The organism is Microcoleus sp. S13_C5 (assembly GCF_036700845.1).
Classification (GTDB): domain Bacteria; phylum Cyanobacteriota; class Cyanobacteriia; order Cyanobacteriales; family Microcoleaceae; genus Microcoleus.
Window position 1 is genome coordinate 15132 of record NZ_JAUBPR010000071.1, and the last position, 19474, is coordinate 34605.

A 19474-nucleotide genomic window follows, 5' to 3' on the forward strand; every position below is an offset into this window, starting at 1 on the left:
AAAACCGATTGATTGAGGTAGAAGTCCACAACTCATTGCTCCGCTTCCTGCGATCGCACTCCGAGCCGCACTGGCCACACCATTTAACGATGGCGCGGCTCGTGGCGCGGGCTTTGCGCTTGGGGCGCAGCGCTCTGATCCAAACAGGGCTTCCCGCTGGAGCTTACCAACAGCGGTATCGAGTCAGTTATTTGATGCCGATTTTGATGTGGCCGGAGCCTGTGATTTTAGTGGCGCCGACACCGCTGATCGAGCATTTGAGAGCAGTGGAAATTCCGCGTTTGCAAGAGTGGCTGCAAACAGAGGGGTCGATCGAGACTTATTCGGATCGTGCCACTGCGCGAGGATTGATGCTAGCCGATCCAGAGTCTTGGCTGGCGGCTCGCTTGGCGGGGAATTCGCAACTGCACAGGAATATTCCGACAATTATTGACGGTGTGGATGACTTGGAAGTTTGGACGCGCCAGCAATTGACGGCGGGTTTGCAACCGGCTGATTGGAATGATTTAATGCAATCTCAGCCTTTGGAAGCCGATGCAATCCTCCAAGGGCGGGTAATGCTAACGCGGGCTTTCTTTAAGCATCCGGCGAAACCAGAGGAGTGCTATTTGCTGGAAACGGCAGAGCAAAATATTTTGCAAGGGCTGTTTGAAACGATCGAGCCAAACCCCCTAATTCCGTCTGCTTGGAGCAATTTTTGGCAGCGGTGGGAAACCAACGGAAAACTGCGGTGGGCGGAAATTCATCGGGAGGCTGGGTCATTTTCTCTGTACTGCGCGCCGGTGCAGGTGGCTGAGGTTTTGAGCAAAATTTGGGATTGTCAGCCTGTGGTGTTGATTGGGGGGGCGGTGGATGTGGAACCGAAGGCTCCGATCTTCCGGGAAATGTTGGGGCTTCCAGAATTGACGAGCGTTAAGTTTTCGCCCGATCGACAAAGCGAATTAATTCAACTGTACATTCCCAACTGGCTGCCGCTGCCAAATACGCCGGAATTTCAGGGTGTTTTAATGGAAGAAATTCGGACTTTGCTGTTGATGAGCGCGTCGGTGGCGGGTTTAACTGTGCTGATTGTTGGTGATGTACCGCTGAAGGCAAGGCTGGCGGCGATTTTGGCTTCTGAGTTCGGTTCTCGCGTGCAGGTAGAAAAGACTGATGTGGGCGAGAATGCGATTTTGGTGACGGGGTGGGAGTTTTGGCGGGAACATCAGGGGGAATTGAGGGCGCCTCACTTGCTGGCGATCGCAACTTTGCCGCTACCTTCTTTGGAAAATCCTTTGGTGACGGCGCGTGTGGCTTATTATAAGGAACGGCGCAAGGATTGGTTTCGGTTGTATTTGCTGCCGGCGGCGCTGAATGAATTGCAGCGGGCGATCGCGCCGGTGCGAGAACGTCAAGGGGTGGTGGCGATTTTCGACAGCCGGGTAATTCACCGCAGTTACGGACAGCAGGTTTTAGCGGCTTTGAGTCCTTTTGCGAGGATTGATTATTTGGATACGACTTGGCTGACGCAGGCTTGAGATCACCTGTTGGCGTATAATTTGGTTAGGTATCCAGTTGAAATCTAATTTAGTAGACAAAGATTATGGGTGAATCTAAGCGTCGCAAAGAGTCGATCGGCGACGAATACGGTAAAGAAGAACGCATCGTTCCCTGGCTGCCAATCACGAAAACCCAAAGCGAAGATTTTGTCAAGTGGACAAGTCGCGGAAGCTGGATCGGGATTAGCCTTTTGGTGGCTTGGTGGATTGTAGTGCGGTTTGTCGGCCCCTCGGCGGGTTGGTGGCAGGTTAACTGATGCCAGACTCGACAAATGCCTGTATTCTTGGCATTGTGTCGAGTTTAACTGGGAAACAAGCTGCTGATTTTTTAGGAAAAATTTAGTTGCGAATTTGGACTTGGTATGGTATCTTAATTATCTGCGGGCAATTAGCACAGTGGTAGCGCACTTCCTTCACACGGAAGGGGTCACAGGTTCAAATCCTGTATTGCCCATTCAAAATCTATGGTGACTCATTAGACATCTGCCAACAATAAAATATCCTGTCGCAGTGCGATCGCGCGCTCCAGGTTGGAAGGTGAAGTATTTGGGTAGAAAATTACAGGTTTTCAACATCAATTGTCCCCCAAATGCTTCACCCCTACCTATCTCAAACGGCTTGAGATTATCTATAGAGGTAACTTTATGATTCAAATAATTCTGAACTCCGAACAAGAAAAGTTACTGCAACAACAGTTAGAGACAGGGAAATATACAACCCCCGATCAGGTAATTACTGATGCTTTAAAAGCTTTGTCAGAAAAACAGCATCTTAATCTACCTCGGCAAGTAGTAACGATTCTTTCAGGAAAACCTGCACAAGAGTTACTCGCAGAAAAAATTAAAATGAGCCGGGAACTTAAGAATAGTTATCAGCCCGATCCGCACCGACAAGCTTTATCTGAAGATTTTAACAACTTATGTGAAGAAACCCAGGCTTTACACGCGGATCATCCTTTAACTGATGAAGAAATTGCCCAAGAAATTGCAGCTTATCGGAGTGGAGAATGAGAGTTGTTATAGATACTAATATTTTAGTATCTGCGGCGATCGCTGGAAGAAAACCCGCTTCTGTTATTAGCTGGGTTATCAATCAACCTGATTATGAATGGGTAGTTTCAGAAGAAATTTTAGCAGAGTACGAGGATGTATTAAGTAGACCAAAACTAAAATTAACAGATGCTCAGAAAGAAAGATGGTTAAATTTGATTCAAGGTTCAACCAAACTCATTGACGTATCTATAGAAATTGATTTTCCTAGAGATCAAAAAGATGCTAAGTTTATTGCTTGTGCACTCTCTGCTAATGCTGATTTTTTAATTACAGGCGATCGCGATTTTACTGAAGTTCAGAGTTTAGAGAATACGTTAATTATTTCTGTTTCTATGTTTGCAGAATTGATTATGAATTAGGCTATTTTCAACAAAGCCAAATCCCCGATCGCCCAAAACTCCCATTCTATACTACAAGTATGCTACACTAACATTGTAGCTCGTGCCCCGCAGGAGGTTCGCTCATGGCAAATGCCAATCTTCCTCAAAATTTCAACTTAATCATCCCCGCAGGAACCCAAATTGTCACCAAAATCGAGGTCAAAAATCCGGCCGGCGACCAATCTTGGAAACCGGGATTAGTAGGCGTCATCGTTCAATCGCCTACGGACAATTCCCACGCATATTTAGTCAAACTCCCAGACGGAACACAAGTTAGTCTGCGGCGGCACGAACTCAGTATCCGCAAGCAGTTTCAGAGCGAAGGATTGCATTCAGGAGGAGATTTTCTTGCAGAATACAACCTCTATGATTCTGTAATTTACCGCTGCATTGTTGGTTCGAGAGCTTATGGTCTTGATAACGAGCAATCCGATACAGACAGACGCGGGATTTACCTGCCGCCGGCAATACTTCATTGGTCGCTTTACGGCATCCCAGAACAATTGGAAAACAAGGAAAATCAGGAATGCTATTGGGAACTGCAAAAGTTTTTAGTTTTGGCACTAAAAGCTAATCCAAATGTGCTAGAATGTTTGTACACCCCTTTAGTAGAAACTGTTTCTCCTGTAGCACAAGAATTGCTCGAAATTCGGGAAATCTTTCTTTCTCAATTGGTTTATCAAACTTACAATAGCTACGTTTTGTCTCAATTTAAAAAAATGGAGCAAGACCTCCGCAATACCGGGGAAATTCGTTGGAAGCACGCGATGCACTTAATTCGCTTGTTGCTGTCAGGAATTACGGTGCTCAAGGAGGGGTTTGTACCCGTTCGCGTGCAGGATTATCGATCGCAACTTTTATCTATCCGCAACCAAGAACTATCCTGGGAAGAGGTGAATCGCTGGCGGTTGAGCTTGCACGGTGAGTTCGATCGCGCTTTTGCTGCAACTTCCTTACCGGAACGTCCTAATTACGAGAAAGCGAACCTGTTTTTGATTGAAGCGCGTAGAGGTGCGATCGAAATCGGATCTTGAAATCGCTTCTGGTGAAACAAAGCCCGCCTGCATGGACTGGAATAAATGACAGAATACATCTCGAATCTCGCCCAAATTGTCTCCGTTCAACCTTACCGGCTGCTGTTTGCGACTGTCAGCGGTTCGCACTTATACGGCTTTCCTTCCGCCGATTCTGACTTCGACTTGCGGGGAGTACACATTTTGCCGCTACCGAAAGTAATTGGACTCATTTCTGGAGAAGAAACAATCGAAGTTTCGGAAGTTCGGGAGGGAATGCAACTCGATTTAGTAACTCACGACATCAAGAAATTTTTTGACTTGCGGTTGAAACGCAACGGCTACGTGCTAGAACAACTGTATTCGCCGCTGATAGTTTACAGTACAAAGGAACACGAGGAATTAAAAGAGCTCGCCTCGAACTGCATCACCAAGCATCACAGCCACCACTATCTCGGTTTTGCTCACAATCAGTGGAAATTGTTTGAGAAAGAACAGCCGCGCCGGGTGAAACCGCTGCTGTATGTTTACCGGGTGTTGCTGAGTGGGATTCATTTGATGCAAACGGGGGAGGTAGAGGCAAATTTGGTAAAACTAAATGAAAAATTTCACTTGTCGTACATTCCCGATTTGATTGCGAGAAAGCTCAGCGGGGAGGAAAAATCGGTGCTGGAAGATGCTGAGATCGAGTTTTATCGACAAGAGCGCGTTCGACTGGTTAATATATTGGTAGATGCAAGCAGTACAAGTCATTTGCCGTCAAATTCTGATGCAAAAGTTCCACTCAATGAACTATTGATTAAGGTGAGAATGTCATCTCTAAGCTGTTCCACGTCTAATTAGTCGTAAGGTGCGTATTGCTGCGGACGGGCGGGACGCCCAGCCCACAAGAGTTTGGAAAAATTTAATGTCGGATTCTGGAGACTATGTTCTCTAACTTCTCGCATCCGGCGGCAGACAAACCAAAATCTCTAATTTCCCCTTCGAGATTTGAAAAACTGCCGAAACCAGCGATATAACCGTTGACTCTTGCTGCTACAGTGGAGTTAACAAACTGAGTGCGCTCGAATTCTTGCATCAGTTCGGGTTCCTGACGCAAATAATATTTTTGATGGTAATCCTCAGCCCAATAAAACTGGGTCAAAGGCTGAATTAATGTATAAATTTCGCCGCCATTAGCTTTTTCGCGATCGAGTTTTAGTTCAACACATTGCTTTTGTGATTCACTGCGATAGAAAACGGCATCCATGTACTGGCGAGACCAACTAGGAGATTGCCGGGGATTGTGACTTCTCCAGAAAATCTCTAGCAGTTCTGCATAGGAAATTTGCGATCGATCGAAATCTATTTCTACCGCTTCAATATGATTCCCTATGTTATGATAAGTGGGGTTTGCTGTAGTCCCGCCCGCATAACCGACGCGAGTTCGCAGGACTCCTTCGATAATTCCAAACTGTGCGTCGGGAGACCAAAAACAACCAAGTGCAAAAGTAGCTGTTTCTATTGTTTCTGGTAATTTAGTGTTCATTGGTGGCGGGTTGTGTGAAGGAGATTTTTTTTATTAACCCCAGAGGGCGCAGAGAAAGAGAAAATAGAGAAATGTTGCTTTTGACAAATCATTTAAACTTATTTTTCGTACCTGCGCGGCGTGTAAACCCAAACATCTCCATATTTGCGGGGAATAATCCGAGTCTGACTGGAACCGACAATGACTAAAGTTCTCATGTCGGCGTCTTGCGGCTGGAATTCGCCGAGGCTGCAAACGCGCACAGATTGACCTGGCCGGCCGAGGTTTCGCCCTAGTATGACGGGGGTTTTAGGATCGCGACTTTGGAACAAAATTTCGATCGCCCTTCCGAGTTGCCAAATCCGCTGTTTCGAGATGGGATTGTAAAATGCCATAACTAAATCGGCAGCAGCAGCAGCCGCAATCCGCTGTTCTATGACCTCCCAAGGCTTGAGAATATCGGAAAGCGAAATCACGCAAAAATCGTGTCCGAGGGGTGCTCCGATCGCAGCAGCGGCCGCCTGCATGGCTGAAATGCCCGGTGCCACCCGAATATCGATGCCCTGCCATTCGGGTTTGGCATCAAAGTCGATCGCCTCAAACACCGCTGCAGCCATCGCAAAAATACCCGGATCTCCCGACGAAACCACGGCGACAGATTTTCCTGATGCTGCTAAATCTAGGGCAAAACGGGCGCGATCGATCTCTTCGCGGTTGTCGGAATCGTGCCGCTTTTGCCCTTCCCGCAGGGTTCCAGCTAAGTCGAGATAGAACTTGTAACCCACCCAATCGGTGGCTTCGCGCAAAATTTCCTTAACTTCCGGGGACATCCAGGGCGCGCCACCGGGCCCGGTACCGACGATCGCCAGTTTGCCGCGGCTAACTCCGATCGCCCTAGCATCAAAGGGTTGGGCGGCCAGGGCGATCGCGCAATTCAATGCGTTTGGGCGATCGGACTCCATTAAGTGACTGTTTGCACCGGCTGCTGTCAGGGCAATTTGTGCGGCCTTATTTTCGATGAATTCAATTGAGTCTAATTCCACAAGTTCGGAGAGATTGAAAAAGCGGACGGGGACTTTAAAAAAATGTGCAATCGCCTCAAGTGCCGGGTTTCCCATTTCATCTTTTAATGCAAAAAATCCCGCAACGGAAGCGGCAGCTAAACCTGCTTTTTCCAAGACTTGCCGGACAAATGAAACCGCTATTTGCGGCTCAATATTCGATAGCTTTGCGAGTGCAACTGCCACAATTTGCGGATGGTAAACTAAACAATCGGGCGTTGGCGCAATTGCTTTTTCGGTGACGCGGACCGTCAATTTTGCGTCGGGGGCGATCGGCAAATTGCTCTCGGAAAGCCAGCTTGCAGCACCTTCTAGGCGTACTTTTGCCCCGGCGAGTAAATTTGAAATAAAAGTTTTCGCGTCCTCTGGATTCGCTAAATAATAGCCTTGGGGAGGACTCAGCAGCGCGGTGCGAAACCGGATATCTCCGGTTGTGGTAATTGCAGGTTGTACGCCCAGGGCTGCTGCAATCTCTCTGGCCAAATCATTAACGCCGTGCAAACCGCCCAGCAGCGGTACTACGGCGCTTCCGTCTTCTGCGACGGCTAAAACTGGCGGTTCGGCGCGTTTGTCTGACAGCAGCGGGGCGAGGGTACGGATGATTATTCCGGCGGCGCAGATGGCGATAATTGGGGTTTCTGTTGCAAATAATTCCCGCAATGTTTCGCCGAAGTTGCTAAAGTTGATGTCTGTGTTGGAAGTGCGATCGATTAAACCGTAAATCTGGGAACCGGGGAAATGGGCGGAGATTTTTTTGGCGATCGGCTGGCTGTTTTGACCTAAGATAACTATTGCGGGAGGAATTCGATTCACGGTTTTAATTATGTGTGTGTTTGGAGTGGTTTGATTAGTTTAATATTTTGTTACTTTCAGAATAAATATTTGACGAACCGCGAAGGCGCGAAGGGCGCGAAGGAAAAGTAATAAGTAAAGCAAGTAGTTTTTCTGTTTTATTAGTGGCACAGGCATCTTGCCTGTGATTTTCTGCGATTAGTCTATCATTAAAAGAAGCAAATATTTCGAGGTAGGGCTGTGAAACGCATTGTCTTAATTGCAGGGTTTGAATCTTTTAATGCTGATTTGTACCGCAAAGCTGCCGAGTTGGCTGTTTCTGGGTGTCAGGGATTGGAAGTACGGGTTTTTAGCGATCGCGCCCTCGTAGACGAACCCGACGCTGTAGCAGCCGCCCTCTCTAATGCTGATGTGTTTTTCGGGAGTTTGCTGTTTGATTACGATGCGGTAATGTGGCTGCGAGAAAGGGTGCAACATATCCCGATTCGCCTGGTTTTTGAGTCTGCTTTGGAATTGATGAGTCTTACTCAAATCGGCGCTTTTAAAATTGGCGACAAACCGAAGGGAATGCCGAAGCCTGTTAAGTTTATTCTGGATAAGTTCAGCAATGGGCGAGAAGAAGATAAGCTGGCTGGTTACATCAGTTTTTTGAAGGTGGGGCCGAAGTTATTAAAATATGTGCCGGTGCAAAAAGTCCAGGATTTGCGAAACTGGCTGATTATTTATGGTTACTGGAATGCGGGCGGTGCCGATAATGTTGTCTCGATGTTTTGGATTATTGCCGAAAAGTATTTGGGGCTGAAAGTTGCAGAAATTCCGCCGCCTGTGGAAACTCCCAATATGGGTTTATTGCATCCTGATTATAATGGTTATTTTGAATCGCCTCGGCAATATTTGGATTGGTATCTCGGTAATCAAATGAGTAGAAGCGGGCAAGATGCCCGTTCCACAAAAGAGGCTAGACATCTTGATAGAAAGGCTTATAACGGGCAAGATGCCCGTTCCCCAAAATTTGAGACTAATTTGTCTGAAAATTTAGACCGGGTTTCTAACGGGCAAGATGCCCGTTCCACAAAATTTGAGACCAATTGGTCTCAAAATTCTAACAGAGGAAAACCCCCTGTTGTGGGCATATTGCTTTACCGCAAGCACGTTATCACCAAGCAGCCTTATATTCCTCAATTAATTCGCTATTTTGAAGATGCGGGAATTGTGCCTTTGCCTATTTTTATCAATGGCGTTGAAGGCCATGTGGCGGTGCGGGATTGGATGACGACTGCTGATGAAACTGCACGGCGAAAACAAGGCAATATTGAAACTCTTTCGCTTTCTAAAGATGCTGTGGAAGTTGATGCGATTGTTTCTACTATTGGCTTTCCTTTGGTTGGCGGGCCTGCTGGTTCGATGGAGGGTGGAAGGCAGGTGGAAGTTGCTAAGCGGATTTTAACTGCTAAAAATGTACCTTATTTTGTGTCCGCACCTCTGCTGATTCAGGATATCCATTCTTGGACTCGTCAGGGGATTGGGGGTTTGCAAAGTGTGGTATTGTATGCTTTGCCTGAGTTGGATGGCGCGATCGATCCTGTTCCCCTGGGCGGTTTGGTGGGTGAGGATATTTATCTGGTCCCAGATCGCGCGAAACGCCTGACAAGTAGAATTAACAATTGGGTGAAACTAGGTCGAACTCCGCCATCTGAAAGGAAAATTGCGATTATTCTCTACGGGTTTCCTCCCGGTTACGGTGCGGCGGGTACGGCTGCTTTATTAAATGTACCGAAATCCCTCCTAAATTTCCTGCACAAACTTCAAGCTGCAGGTTATACAGTTGGAGAAATTCCGGCTGACGGGGAGGAGTTAATTCGCAGGGTGAAAGAGGCGGATGATGCTGCAACCGCAGATGGGGGCGGATTAACGGGGATGAACGCAGATGGGAGGGGAGGGTTTGGCAATACTGTTAATGTCAAAAAGCTGGAGAAGTGGCTGGGGTATCTGTCAACAAGCCGCATCGAAAAACAGTGGAAATCTTTAACTGGTACGGGCCTTAAGACAGACGGCGACGAGTTCCAAATCGGTGGCATTCAACTGGGGAATGTTTGGATAGGTTTGCAGCCTCCGCTGGGAATTTCTGGCGATCCGATGCGCTTAATGTTCGATCGCGATTTGACGCCTCACCCTCAATACGCTGCTTTTTACAAGTGGCTGCAAAATGATTTGCAAGCTGATGCTGTTGTTCACTTCGGAATGCACGGCACTGTTGAATGGTTGCCCGGTTCTCCTCTGGGAAATACTGGCTATTCTTGGTCGGATATTCTGTTGGGAAGTTTGCCGAATCTTTATATCTACGTCGCTAACAATCCGTCGGAATCTATGTTAGCAAAACGGCGCGGTTACGGTGTTTTGATTTCTCACAACGTGCCACCCTACGGTCGCGCTGGTTTGTACAAGGAATTGATGGCTTTGCGGGATTTGATAGCGGAATATCGGGAAGATACGGCAAAGAATTATGTGCTGAAAGAGGCGATTTGCCAGAAGATTTTAGATAGCGGTTTGGAGGCAGACTGTCCGTTTGAGGATGCTCAAAAATTGGGGATTGCTTTTAGTTTTGAGAATGTGGGAATGTTCAGTGCTGATGCTTTTAACCGCTATCTGGTGAAGCTTTATGAGTATTTGCAGGTGGTGGAATGTCGCTTGTTTTCTTCTGGTTTGCACGTTCTCGGGGAACCGCCTAATTCTGAGGAAATGACCTCTTATCTTGAGGCTTATTTTGGGGAAAGGTTAGCGCAGGAACAGGTGAAAACAATTGTTTCGCAAACAAGCACAGGCAAGATACCCGCGCCACAAGAGGGGTTGGATGGGGTTTTTGAGGAGGGTTTGTTGGTGCGGGATTTGTTGTTGCAAACGACGGATGAGTTGACTAATCTTTTGCGGGGTTTGAATGGGGAATATATTCTGCCTGCACCGGGTGGGGATTTGTTGCGGGATGGGGCTGGGGTGTTGCCAACTGGCAGGAATATTCACGCTTTAGATCCTTATCGGATGCCTTCTCCGGCTGCTTATGAAAGGGGGCGCGAAATTGCTCGGAAAATTATTGATAAGCACGTTGAGGAACATGGAAATTATCCTGAGACTGTGGCGGTGATGTTGTGGGGTTTGGATGCGATTAAAACGCGGGGCGAATCTATTGGAATTCTGCTAGAATTGGTGGGGGCTGAACCTCTAAAAGAAGGTACTGGTCGCATTGTTCGCTATGAATTAAAGCCGTTAGCTGATGTCTGTCATCCCCGGATTGATGTGCTGGGAAATATTTCGGGGATTTTCCGTGATAGCTTTGTGAATATTATTGAATTGTTGGATGATTTGTTCGTGCGGGCGGCGGATGCTGATGAACCGGAATCGGAGAATTTTATTCGCAAACACGCTTTAATTTTGCAGGCAAAAGGTGTGCAGAATTATTCGGCGAGGTTGTTTTCTAATCCGGCTGGGGATTTTGGTTCTTTGGTTAACGATAGGGTGGTTGATGGTAGTTGGGAATCGGGGGATGAGTTGGGCAAAACTTGGGAAAGTCGCAATGTTTTTAGTTACGGGAGGAAGGATAAGGGGGAAGCGAGACCGGAGGTTTTGACTCAGTTGTTGCAAGGGTGCGATCGCATAATTCAAGAAATTGATTCTGTTGAATACGGTTTGACTGATATTCAAGAGTATTATGCGAATACTGGCGGTTTGAAGAAAGCCGCAGAAAAGCAGCGCGGCAAAAAGGTTAACACGAGTTTTGTAGAAAGTTTTTCTCAGGATACAACTCCTCGCAATTTAGAAGATTTGCTGCGCTTGGAATATCGAACTAAGTTACTAAATCCTAAGTGGGCTAACGCGATGGTAAATCAAGGTTCTGGCGGCGCTTATGAAATTTCGCAGCGGATGACGGCGTTAATTGGTTGGGGCGGAACGGCTGATTTTACTGATGGTTGGGTTTACGATCAGGCGGCTGATACTTATGCTTTGGATGAAGAGATGGCGAAGAAGTTGCGGGAGGCCAATCCTGAAGCTTTTCGCAATATTGTAGGGCGAATGTTGGAGGCTAACGGGCGGGGTTTTTGGCTCCCGGATGCGGATAAGTTGCAGCAGTTGCGCGAGTTGTACGAGTTAACAGATGAGAAGATTGAAGGGGTGACAGTGTAGAAGTAGTCGAACCACCAGGACACGGCAGTGTCCTTTCCCTACAATTAATCGGGCGATAGTTGTATCTTTAGCAATTGTTGATGATTATTTTGGGGTATGGAAACGGCATTGCCGTTTCCTAACTGCTAAGCAATTACAGAACAGCTTTATTAAGAGATAAATTCCAACTCCTTCAAACCGAACGGATCTGTTGCTTCCAATTGTTCTTGCAACTTTGCTTTGATATCAAACGGCTTTCCCCAATCCCAAATTTGGAGTTCTAGGCGATCGCGAAAAACTGCGATCGCGAAATCTATTGGAGTTTCTAAGGATAGATTTTTGTGCGCGTGGTGAACAGCATTTGTAAACCCTTCGACCAGCGCCAGTTTGCAAAGCTGCAAAACTTCTTCGGGAATTGGTAGATTCTCTAAAAAACTGTTCGACCCACCACAAAACTTGAGTAACAGTAGCGATATCACTGTTGAGTTGAAGAGTTATTTTTTGCAATAGCTGGTTAGAACAGCGATTGGATGGGCTAGGCTCTTTAAGCCAGTTAAAGATCTTTAAAACATCGCTCGTCCAATTAAAACAAACAGATTGATTGCTATCTGGATGTAGTACAGGCTGAAAATATTTGACAATTTTCAAACAATTTCGATGGTCAGCATTATAGGTATAACTAAGCTCATCGGCAATTTGGCCAATGAGTTTAATACCTATTCCAATTCCACCTGACGAGATTTCATCCACATTATTTCTCATAATGCTATAATTTTCTTCAGGGTGCGAGTTGTTGAATGAGTTAGAATTCATAATTTCGTAGAACCTGTAGACTTCATACTTTTAGTGTGAATTCAAATGCCTGAAACCATGACTAAGCAATGATTGTCTTGTTAATCTCTTTTGCCTTTGTTGCGATTGCGTTATGCTTTAGATATGACTGCGTTAAGAATTGTTTTATGAAATTGAGGTAATCAATGCCAGACTCTAGCTCGTGCAAAAAAAAGAAAAAACTTACTCTTGTTGCATCTGAAAAAGGTGTAGCAACAGCAGAAAAAGCTTTAATCAGGCTGGGATTTGAATCAAAGAGCAACTTTGCCGTAGTTCACTTATCGCGTAGTACAGTCAGCAAATTTTTTAATCAAGATCCTATTCAGCTTGATTCATTCAAAATAATATGTGAGGCCCTTAAATTAAAATGGCAAGAGATTGCAGGCCTAACACAAGAGAGCCTAGATTATGAGCCAATAGAAAGACAGGTTAAAGCTAGGCCGGATATTGAAGAGCGAGTGACAAAGACAATGCTTGTTCGCCAAGTAACTATTCTAGAAAAAACGAGTCAGAAAACCAAAGCTGTAATTACATTAAAAGGTGATATAGATTCGATTTCAAATATCCAGGTGATCGCAGCTATTTTAAAAGAATATGGAGGTGATACTATACAGATTGCTGATATTCAAGAAGGCAGTATTAAATTAATCCTAGAAGGGTCTCAAGAAGATATTGAGCGACTGTTAAGTAAGATTAAGTCAGAAGAACTAACAGAAATAGATGGGTTTCCTGTCGAGGATAGTCAAATATTAAGGGAAAGTTCAGAAGATAGCGAAAGCAGCGAACAAAAATGGCGTTTAGTAGAGGAAATTGTCACTAACGGAATTAGAGAGCGATACTTAAGGGGCGCTGACTTGAGCGACGCTGACCTAATAGATGCAAACTTGAACGAGGCGGATTTAGGCTATTCCAACCTGAGCGGTGCCGACCTGAGCCGTGCCAACCTGAGGCATGCCCACCTGAGCGATGCCAACCTGAGCGATGCCAACCTGAGGGGTGCCAACCTGAGTTGGGCTAGGCTGAGCGGTGCCGACCTGAGCGGTGCCAACCTGAGCGATGCCGACCTGAGCGATGCCAAGCTGAGCGATGCCAACCTGAGCGATGCCAACCTGAGCCGTGCCAACCTGATCGAGGCCAACCTGAGTGGTGCCAACCTGAGTGGTACCGACCTGAGTGGTGCCAACCTGATTGAAGCGAGACTGCGTGGTGCCAACCTGAGTGGTGCTAACCTGAGTGGTGCCGATCTGAGCAATGCCTACCTGGGGTGTGCCGACCTGAGCGATGCCAACCTGAGCGATGCCAACCTGAGTGGTGCCTACCTGAGCGATGCCAACCTGAGTGGTGCTAACCTGAGTGGTGCCCAACTGAGGGGTGCCAACCCGATCAATGCCGACCTGAGGGGTGCCAACCTGAGCGGTGCCGACCTGATCTGATCCGTGCCGACCTGAGCGGTGCCAACCTGAGCGATATTCGAGTTGAGAAGACTCAATTTCGCAATAACTTTGGAATTACGGAACAGCTAAAGCAAGACCTCATCAACCGAGGAGCAATCTTTGAGGATTCCCCGGGCGATCGCTCTAACATTTTCACCCGCGTATAATGTTAAGGTCGCTTGCTACAAGGAAAATTGGAGGCAGAGCCCCGGATCTGCGTTCCCCGGCAGATCCGGAGAACCAGTAGACGATTGAGTAATTTAAATACCTCGATCGCCCTGCGGTTTTGCTACAGGAACTGACGGTTTATTGTTTGGAGAATTAAAAGCCCGATCGACCATATCTCCAAAGGGAACAAACTGCGGTGCAGACGATTGAGATCCTGTTCTGAACGTTGTAACTGGCCCGCTGCCGTCTTGGGCAAAATTAATCAATCTCGTTAAAGCATCACCGGGATTTTTAGCATTGCGCTTGTCTAGGGTGAACAGCAGATTTTGAGAGTTGCAGCGCCCCTGTCCGTTCACATAACAAACTACGGGCAAGTTATTAACAATTCCTGTTGTTAACTGTAAGTTGCTCAATCTTCCGCCATTCTGGGCAACAGCTTTGGTCAATCTATTGGAAACAATTTGACAGCGCTGCCAAGGTGTATATTCGCGGCCGAACTCGGTAGATTTCCACAGAATCATCGGATCTGTCGTGACATTTCCCCGCCGCGCAATTGTGACAAAATTCCGACCGGAAGTAACGCACTGAAATGTTGTTCTAGTGCTATTCCAAGAGTTGCTGGTAGCTGCTTGCACTTGGCTTGCAAAGGCGACAGTACCGGCGAAAACTAAAGCGGATGCTAATAAGGGTGCAGTCAATTTCATAATAACTCCTGCCGCTAAGGCAGCTAAATTTATGTAGGAAGTCATAGTTGTAGGGACAGGGCAGTGTCCTGTCCCTGCCTATTCAGATTCTGCTGGTTGGCTGTCGCACCCGGATATTTTTCAAATATTAAATTAGGTTAGTTGCACCTCATATCTGTAGGTACAGGGCACTGCTGTGTCCTTGTTTCAAAACTTGGGAACCCGGCTTTACGGAGACGGCAGTCCCGTGTCGTTGTTTCAAAACTTCCAGACCACGGCGGCACAAGTTTCCTAGATAGTCTTTTTAGCTACATTCTGCAAAGCCAGGAAAGTCAACAATGGTAAGTAAAACTACAAAGCACAGCTCCGAAATTGGCTGGCCAATAAATTTTTATGAAACCTCGAATCATTGTTTGCGGGTTGGGCCACACGGGACACAAGATTTTTTGTTTGTTGAGACAGCAAGGAGCGATTGTTGTTGGTATTAGCGATCGCCCAATTCGCGGCGAAAATTCTGATGTGCTTGTCGGCAATTTGCAAGCAGCTTCTACCTTGTTGGCCGCTGGCCTTCAAAACGCTCACACTTTAGTAATTGCAGCAGACGATGATGCTGTGAATTTGGCAATTTTGATGCAGGCGAGGATTCTCAATCCTCAGATTCGCATCATCAACAGATTGTTCAATACTAGCTTGGGCGACAGGATTGACCACACTTTGCCCGATCACACTTCCATGAGCGTTTCATCATTGGCAGCTCCGGTTTTTGCCTTTGCGGCTCTCGGAAGTCAGGCGATCGGGCAGTTGCGTTTGTTCGATCGCACTTGGCCGATTCACGAAGAATATATCGATGACACACATCCTTGGAAAAATCGCAAACTGAGCGATTTGTGGGACGATCGATCGCGAATGTTGATTTATTATCTGCCGGCTGCTAACAAAACTGATTTAGTATCGGCGGTGCTTGCCGATCGGCAGTGTCAGCAGGGCGATCGGCTAATTGTTGCCACTCAGCCGACTATCCACAGCCCCCAAACCACTTTAATCCCAAAACTGCTCAAAACATTAACTAGGCTGCACAGATTTCAGCAGCACAGCCAAGCAGCAGTAATTGTTGTACTGACGCTGCTGTCAATGATTGCTGTTGCTACTGCTACCTATATTTGTGTTGACAAGCATATCTCAATTGTCGATTCTCTTTATTTTTCAGTAGGGATGATTACTGGAGCCGGAGGCTATGAAAAAGTGGCCGAACAAGCTCCTGAAAGCATTAAACTATTTACAGTTGTCATGATGTTAGTTGGAGCCGGCATCATCGGCATCTGCTACGCACTGCTTAACGATTATGTATTGGGAACTCGCTTTACCGAATATTGGGATGTGGCGCGAGTTCCGCAGCGCAATCATTACATTATCTGCGGACTCGGAGGAATGGGTATCCAAATTGCTAAAGAACTACACACTAACGGTTACGATATTGTGGTGATCGAGCAAGATCCGAACAGTCGATTTCTGAGCACGGCTCGCTCAATGAAAATTCCGCTCCTTCAGGGAAGTGCCAGTTTGCCCGCAACTCTGGAAGCTGCTAATGTTAAGCAAGCGGCAGCACTTTTGGCTGTTACTAGCAGCGATATGTCTAATGTTGAAATTGCCTTGAGCGCTAAAGGATTGGCACCCAAACTATCGGTTATTGTCCGCAATCAAGACCCACATTTTGCTTTGATGGTGCAGCAAGTTTTTGAGTTTGAAGGAGTTTTGAACCCGACGGAATTGGCGGCTCCGGCTTTTGCGGCTGCGGCGATTGGAGGCCGAATTTTGGGCAACGGAATGACTGCTGACAGTCTGTGGGTTTGCTTGGCCACATTGATTACGCCAAACCATCCTTTCTGCGGCCAGCGCATTCAAGATGCTGCTAAGTCTGCTGATTTTGTGCCTCTTTATGTGGAAACTAAGTGTCAAACTCTCCACGGCTGGGATTTGCTGAATTGTTGTCTGAGTGCGGGGGATGTTTTGTATTTGACGATGCCGGCGAATCGGTTGGATCTACTGTGGAGAACGACCTCGGAATTAATTAAAACTTAAGGGTTTTACGCCGTAATTTATGTTGCCGATCGCTCAATTGCAACTACAAACCTGATAAAATGGGCTCTGTCTAGTAAATAAGACTTACGACTAATCCTCTGAAATCCGGTTTCTTAGGCCAACTTCTAGTATAAATAACCAACAGAGTCTCAATTAGTTGCGATATAGAATGAGAAAATTTTTAGCATTATGTGTGTTTGGTCTGATAATGGCGATCGCCTCTGTAGCTGTCGCCGCTCAACCTTTGTTTCTCGCTTATCCTCCCGCAAACCACAAAACTACAGCAGATCGCATCTTTTTAATCGGTACAGCGCCCGCACCGGGACAAGTGTTAGTAAATGGCAACCAAATTTCACGCACCGCATCCGGGCATTTCGCTCCGACTTTTCCGCTGCAACTCGGCGAAAATGTCTTTACCTTGCGTTACGAAAATCAGGAAGTCAAAATTAAGGTGACGCGCGAGTCGAATCAGCCGGAAGCCCCTGTAGGACTGGCATTTGCTAAAGATTCTCTGACGCCGAAAGTCGATGTGGCGAGTTTGCCGGGGGAATATATTTGCTTTGGGGCGATCGCACCTGCGAATGCTCAAGTTTCGGTAAAGTTGGCGGGCGTTACTATTCCTTTAAAAGCGCGATCGCAAGTCGAACTACCCGACAACAAATCTGTACTGTTAGGTGAAAACTCCCCGATCAAAAAAGGCGGCAGCCAACAGTATCAAGGCTGCGGTAAAACCCCTGAGAACGCCCTCTCATCTAAGGGAGAAACAATTGATTTAGGCGTGCCATCGTTTGAACTAACAATGAACGATCAAACTATTAGCCAACAAGGTAGTGGCAAAATTTATATTCTCTCTCCGGCTGACTTAGAAATAGCCGAAGTAACAGCAGATCCTGGTGTGGCCAGAACCGGAGCGAGTACAGATTTTTCTCGGATGACACCGCTGCCGAAGGGAACGCGAGCAACAATTATCGGGCGCGAGGGAGAATGGCTCCGACTCGATTACGGTGCTTGGATTAAAGCCTCGGAAGTGCGAATTTTCCAGGATTCAGTGCCTCCGCGCTCGATTATTCGCAGCGCCAGCTCGCGTCAAGTTTCCGGCTGGACAGAGGTATTATTTCCCTTAGAAATACCCGTCCCCGTCACCGTGCAAGAAGGAGAACGCACCTTCACTTTAACGCTGTACAATACCACCGCTCAAACAGACATTATTCGCGTTTCTGATGACCCGGTAATTTCACGTTTGGAATGGCAACAAATCTCGCCACTGCAAGTACAATACACTTTTAATCTCAAATCTGCCCAGCAGTGGGGCTATAAGCTGAGATACGACGGCACAACTTTAGTGCTGTCTTTAAAACACCCGCCGACGAATACAAGCATGATGCCTGTGTCGCAAGCAAAACCCTTGTCGGGAATTAAGATTCTCATCGATCCGGGACACGGCGGGCCGGAGGATGGAGGTGCTGTGAGTCCAGTGGGAATTAGGGAAAAAACAGTAGCTTTAACAGTGTCGAAATTGGTGCAACAGGAATTGGTGAATCGGGGCGCGAATGTGGTAATGACGCGGGTAGAAGATGTCGATTTGGATTTGCCGCCGAGGGTGGAAAGGATTCAAAAAGAAGAACCTGCGATCGCAATTTCAATTCACTACAATGCTTTGCCGGATAACGGGGATGCCATTAAGACTAAAGGCGTCGCCGCTTTCTGGTTTCACCCGCAAGCGCACAGTTTGGCAATCTTTTTGCACAATTATTTAGTTGCCAAGTTGAACCGTCCGAGCTATGGTGTATTCTGGAACAACTTAGCCATGACTCGTCCTGCCGTTGCTCCATCTGTTTTAATGGAATTGGGATTTCTGATCAATCCCGAAGAGTGTGAATGGATTGTGAATCCGACAGAACAGAAGAAGTTAGCCGAGACGATAGCCCAAGGTGTTACCGAATGGTTTGCCTCTGTCAAATAACAGTTAGGAGTAAGGATTTCAGTCCTTCTCAAAAAGTTCATAGTCAGGACTTCAGTCCTGCCAATCCAAGGAGATGAAATAATGCTAAGTTTTACTCAATCAAAAGCCTTTTTCATTGCAGCCGCAGTTGCAAGTTTTAGCTTCTCACTTTACAGCTTCCCTGTTTTCGGCAAGCAGCAAAGTCTTGCTCCAGAAAAAGCAGAAGCTTTAAAAAAGCAAACTCAATGCTCGTTTATTACAGGTGAAGGTGGCGCTGTTAACATTCGCAAAGGCCCAGGCAATCAGTACCCGGTTGTAGCTAAATTAAAAAGGGGAGACGGAGTGAGGGCTGTCAGCAGACAAGGTAAGTGGGTGAAAATTGCGGCCAGGTTTTCAGGTAATCCTCCTAATGAAACTTTTACACTCCTTGACGGTTGGGTGAGCAATCAATTTATTAATGGCTGTTCCGAAGACCAATTTGACAGGTGGCGGAAATAGGTAATTTGGTTTGTAGTAAAAACTTCACTCCTTAGTTGAAATGAAAACTAAAGTCTTCACTACAAACCACACCGGGAGATTTTTAAAAGTGGTACACAAAAGACGATCGCCCTGATTCATTGTTGCATTCTCAACCAGCTAAACACCTGTTCGGCAGTAATATTCAGGGGAATCATTTCGGGTACAGGAAGGACATTGCTACCTTCGCAGAATTGCGGTTGTTGGTTGGGCAAAAATGCTAAAATCGATCGATCGTCTGGATCAACTATAGCATTTCTTACAAAGGTGAGGTACAATAACAGCAGTGAGTAAACCAATTCCAAATATTTGCTGATGTAACTT

Annotated in this window: 15 protein-coding genes, 1 tRNA gene and 1 pseudogene; 12 read left to right on the forward strand and 5 right to left on the reverse strand. The window is 46.6% G+C overall.

Annotated features, from left to right (window positions below; genetic code table 11):
* Positions 1–8: 8 nt before the first annotated feature.
* From QUA04_RS18480 to QUA04_RS18510, 7 genes are all read left to right on the forward strand, one after another.
* The gene (locus QUA04_RS18480) at positions 9–1517 is read left to right on the forward strand and encodes a helicase C-terminal domain-containing protein (RefSeq protein ID WP_333258973.1); all 1509 of its coding nucleotides are present in this window, start codon (positions 9–11) and stop codon (positions 1515–1517) included.
* A gap of 65 nt (positions 1518–1582) precedes the next feature.
* Positions 1583–1795 (forward strand): DUF2839 domain-containing protein, encoded by a 213-nt coding sequence (locus QUA04_RS18485; RefSeq protein ID WP_333258975.1) that lies wholly within the window; start codon positions 1583–1585, stop codon positions 1793–1795.
* Between the two features lie 125 nt (positions 1796–1920).
* Positions 1921–1992, forward strand: a tRNA-Val gene (locus tag QUA04_RS18490).
* 190 nt (positions 1993–2182) lie between these two features.
* Positions 2183–2548 (forward strand): hypothetical protein, encoded by a 366-nt coding sequence (locus QUA04_RS18495; RefSeq protein ID WP_333258977.1) that lies wholly within the window; start codon positions 2183–2185, stop codon positions 2546–2548.
* A complete protein-coding gene (locus tag QUA04_RS18500; protein WP_333258979.1) occupies positions 2545–2949 on the forward strand; it encodes a putative toxin-antitoxin system toxin component, PIN family in 405 nt (134 codons plus the stop codon). The genes QUA04_RS18495 and QUA04_RS18500 overlap by 4 nt, the downstream gene beginning before the upstream one ends.
* Before the next feature lie 104 nt (positions 2950–3053).
* Complete coding sequence (locus QUA04_RS18505; protein WP_333258981.1) at positions 3054–4004, forward strand: DNA polymerase beta superfamily protein; 951 nt, start codon at positions 3054–3056, stop codon at positions 4002–4004.
* 45 nt (positions 4005–4049) lie between these two features.
* Entirely contained in the window at positions 4050–4826 is a 777-nt protein-coding gene (locus QUA04_RS18510) for a DNA polymerase beta superfamily protein (protein WP_333258983.1), read from the forward strand.
* A 61-nt stretch (positions 4827–4887) separates the two neighbouring features.
* On the opposite strand, the gene msrA is transcribed toward QUA04_RS18510, so the two are convergent.
* Both msrA and cobJ read right to left on the reverse strand, forming a co-directional pair.
* Positions 4888–5511, reverse strand: a complete 624-nt coding sequence (msrA, locus tag QUA04_RS18515; protein WP_333258985.1) for a peptide-methionine (S)-S-oxide reductase MsrA — start codon at positions 5509–5511, stop codon at positions 4888–4890.
* Between the two features lie 98 nt (positions 5512–5609).
* On the reverse strand, positions 5610–7364 hold the full coding sequence (gene cobJ, locus QUA04_RS18520) for a precorrin-3B C(17)-methyltransferase (RefSeq protein ID WP_333258987.1): 1755 nt from the start codon (positions 7362–7364) through the stop codon (positions 5610–5612).
* A gap of 219 nt (positions 7365–7583) precedes the next feature.
* On the opposite strand from cobJ, the gene QUA04_RS18525 reads away from it, so the two are divergent.
* Complete coding sequence (locus tag QUA04_RS18525) at positions 7584–11519, forward strand: cobaltochelatase subunit CobN (RefSeq protein ID WP_333258989.1); 3936 nt, start codon at positions 7584–7586, stop codon at positions 11517–11519.
* Between the two features lie 149 nt (positions 11520–11668).
* On the opposite strand, the gene QUA04_RS18530 is transcribed toward QUA04_RS18525, so the two are convergent.
* Positions 11669–11977, reverse strand: coding sequence for an ATP-binding protein (locus tag QUA04_RS18530; protein ID WP_333258991.1), 309 nt, complete (start codon positions 11975–11977; stop codon positions 11669–11671).
* Between the two features lie 498 nt (positions 11978–12475).
* On the opposite strand from QUA04_RS18530, the gene QUA04_RS18535 reads away from it, so the two are divergent.
* Positions 12476–13762 carry a pentapeptide repeat-containing protein gene (locus QUA04_RS18535; protein WP_333258993.1) on the forward strand — a complete coding sequence of 429 codons (1287 nt, stop codon included), beginning with the start codon at positions 12476–12478 and terminating at the stop codon, positions 13760–13762.
* 260 nt (positions 13763–14022) lie between these two features.
* Here the strand turns inward: QUA04_RS18535 and QUA04_RS18540 are convergent, their stop codons facing one another.
* Positions 14023–14679, reverse strand: coding sequence for a COP23 domain-containing protein (locus QUA04_RS18540; protein ID WP_333258995.1), 657 nt, complete (start codon positions 14677–14679; stop codon positions 14023–14025).
* A 327-nt stretch (positions 14680–15006) separates the two neighbouring features.
* Between QUA04_RS18540 and QUA04_RS18545 the strand changes: the two genes are divergently transcribed.
* The 3 genes from QUA04_RS18545 to QUA04_RS18555 all read left to right on the forward strand — a co-directional run bounded on the left by QUA04_RS18545 (position 15007) and on the right by QUA04_RS18555 (position 19132).
* Entirely contained in the window at positions 15007–16692 is a 1686-nt protein-coding gene (locus QUA04_RS18545; protein ID WP_333258996.1) for an NAD(P)-binding protein, read from the forward strand.
* A gap of 169 nt (positions 16693–16861) precedes the next feature.
* On the forward strand, positions 16862–18655 hold the full coding sequence (locus QUA04_RS18550; RefSeq protein ID WP_333258998.1) for an N-acetylmuramoyl-L-alanine amidase: 1794 nt from the start codon (positions 16862–16864) through the stop codon (positions 18653–18655).
* An 81-nt stretch (positions 18656–18736) separates the two neighbouring features.
* Positions 18737–19132 carry an SH3 domain-containing protein gene (locus QUA04_RS18555; RefSeq protein ID WP_333259000.1) on the forward strand — a complete coding sequence of 132 codons (396 nt, stop codon included), beginning with the start codon at positions 18737–18739 and terminating at the stop codon, positions 19130–19132.
* 116 nt (positions 19133–19248) lie between these two features.
* On the opposite strand, the pseudogene QUA04_RS18560 reads toward QUA04_RS18555, so the two are convergent.
* Positions 19249–19474: pseudogene (locus QUA04_RS18560) on the reverse strand (hypothetical protein); the annotation flags it as partial.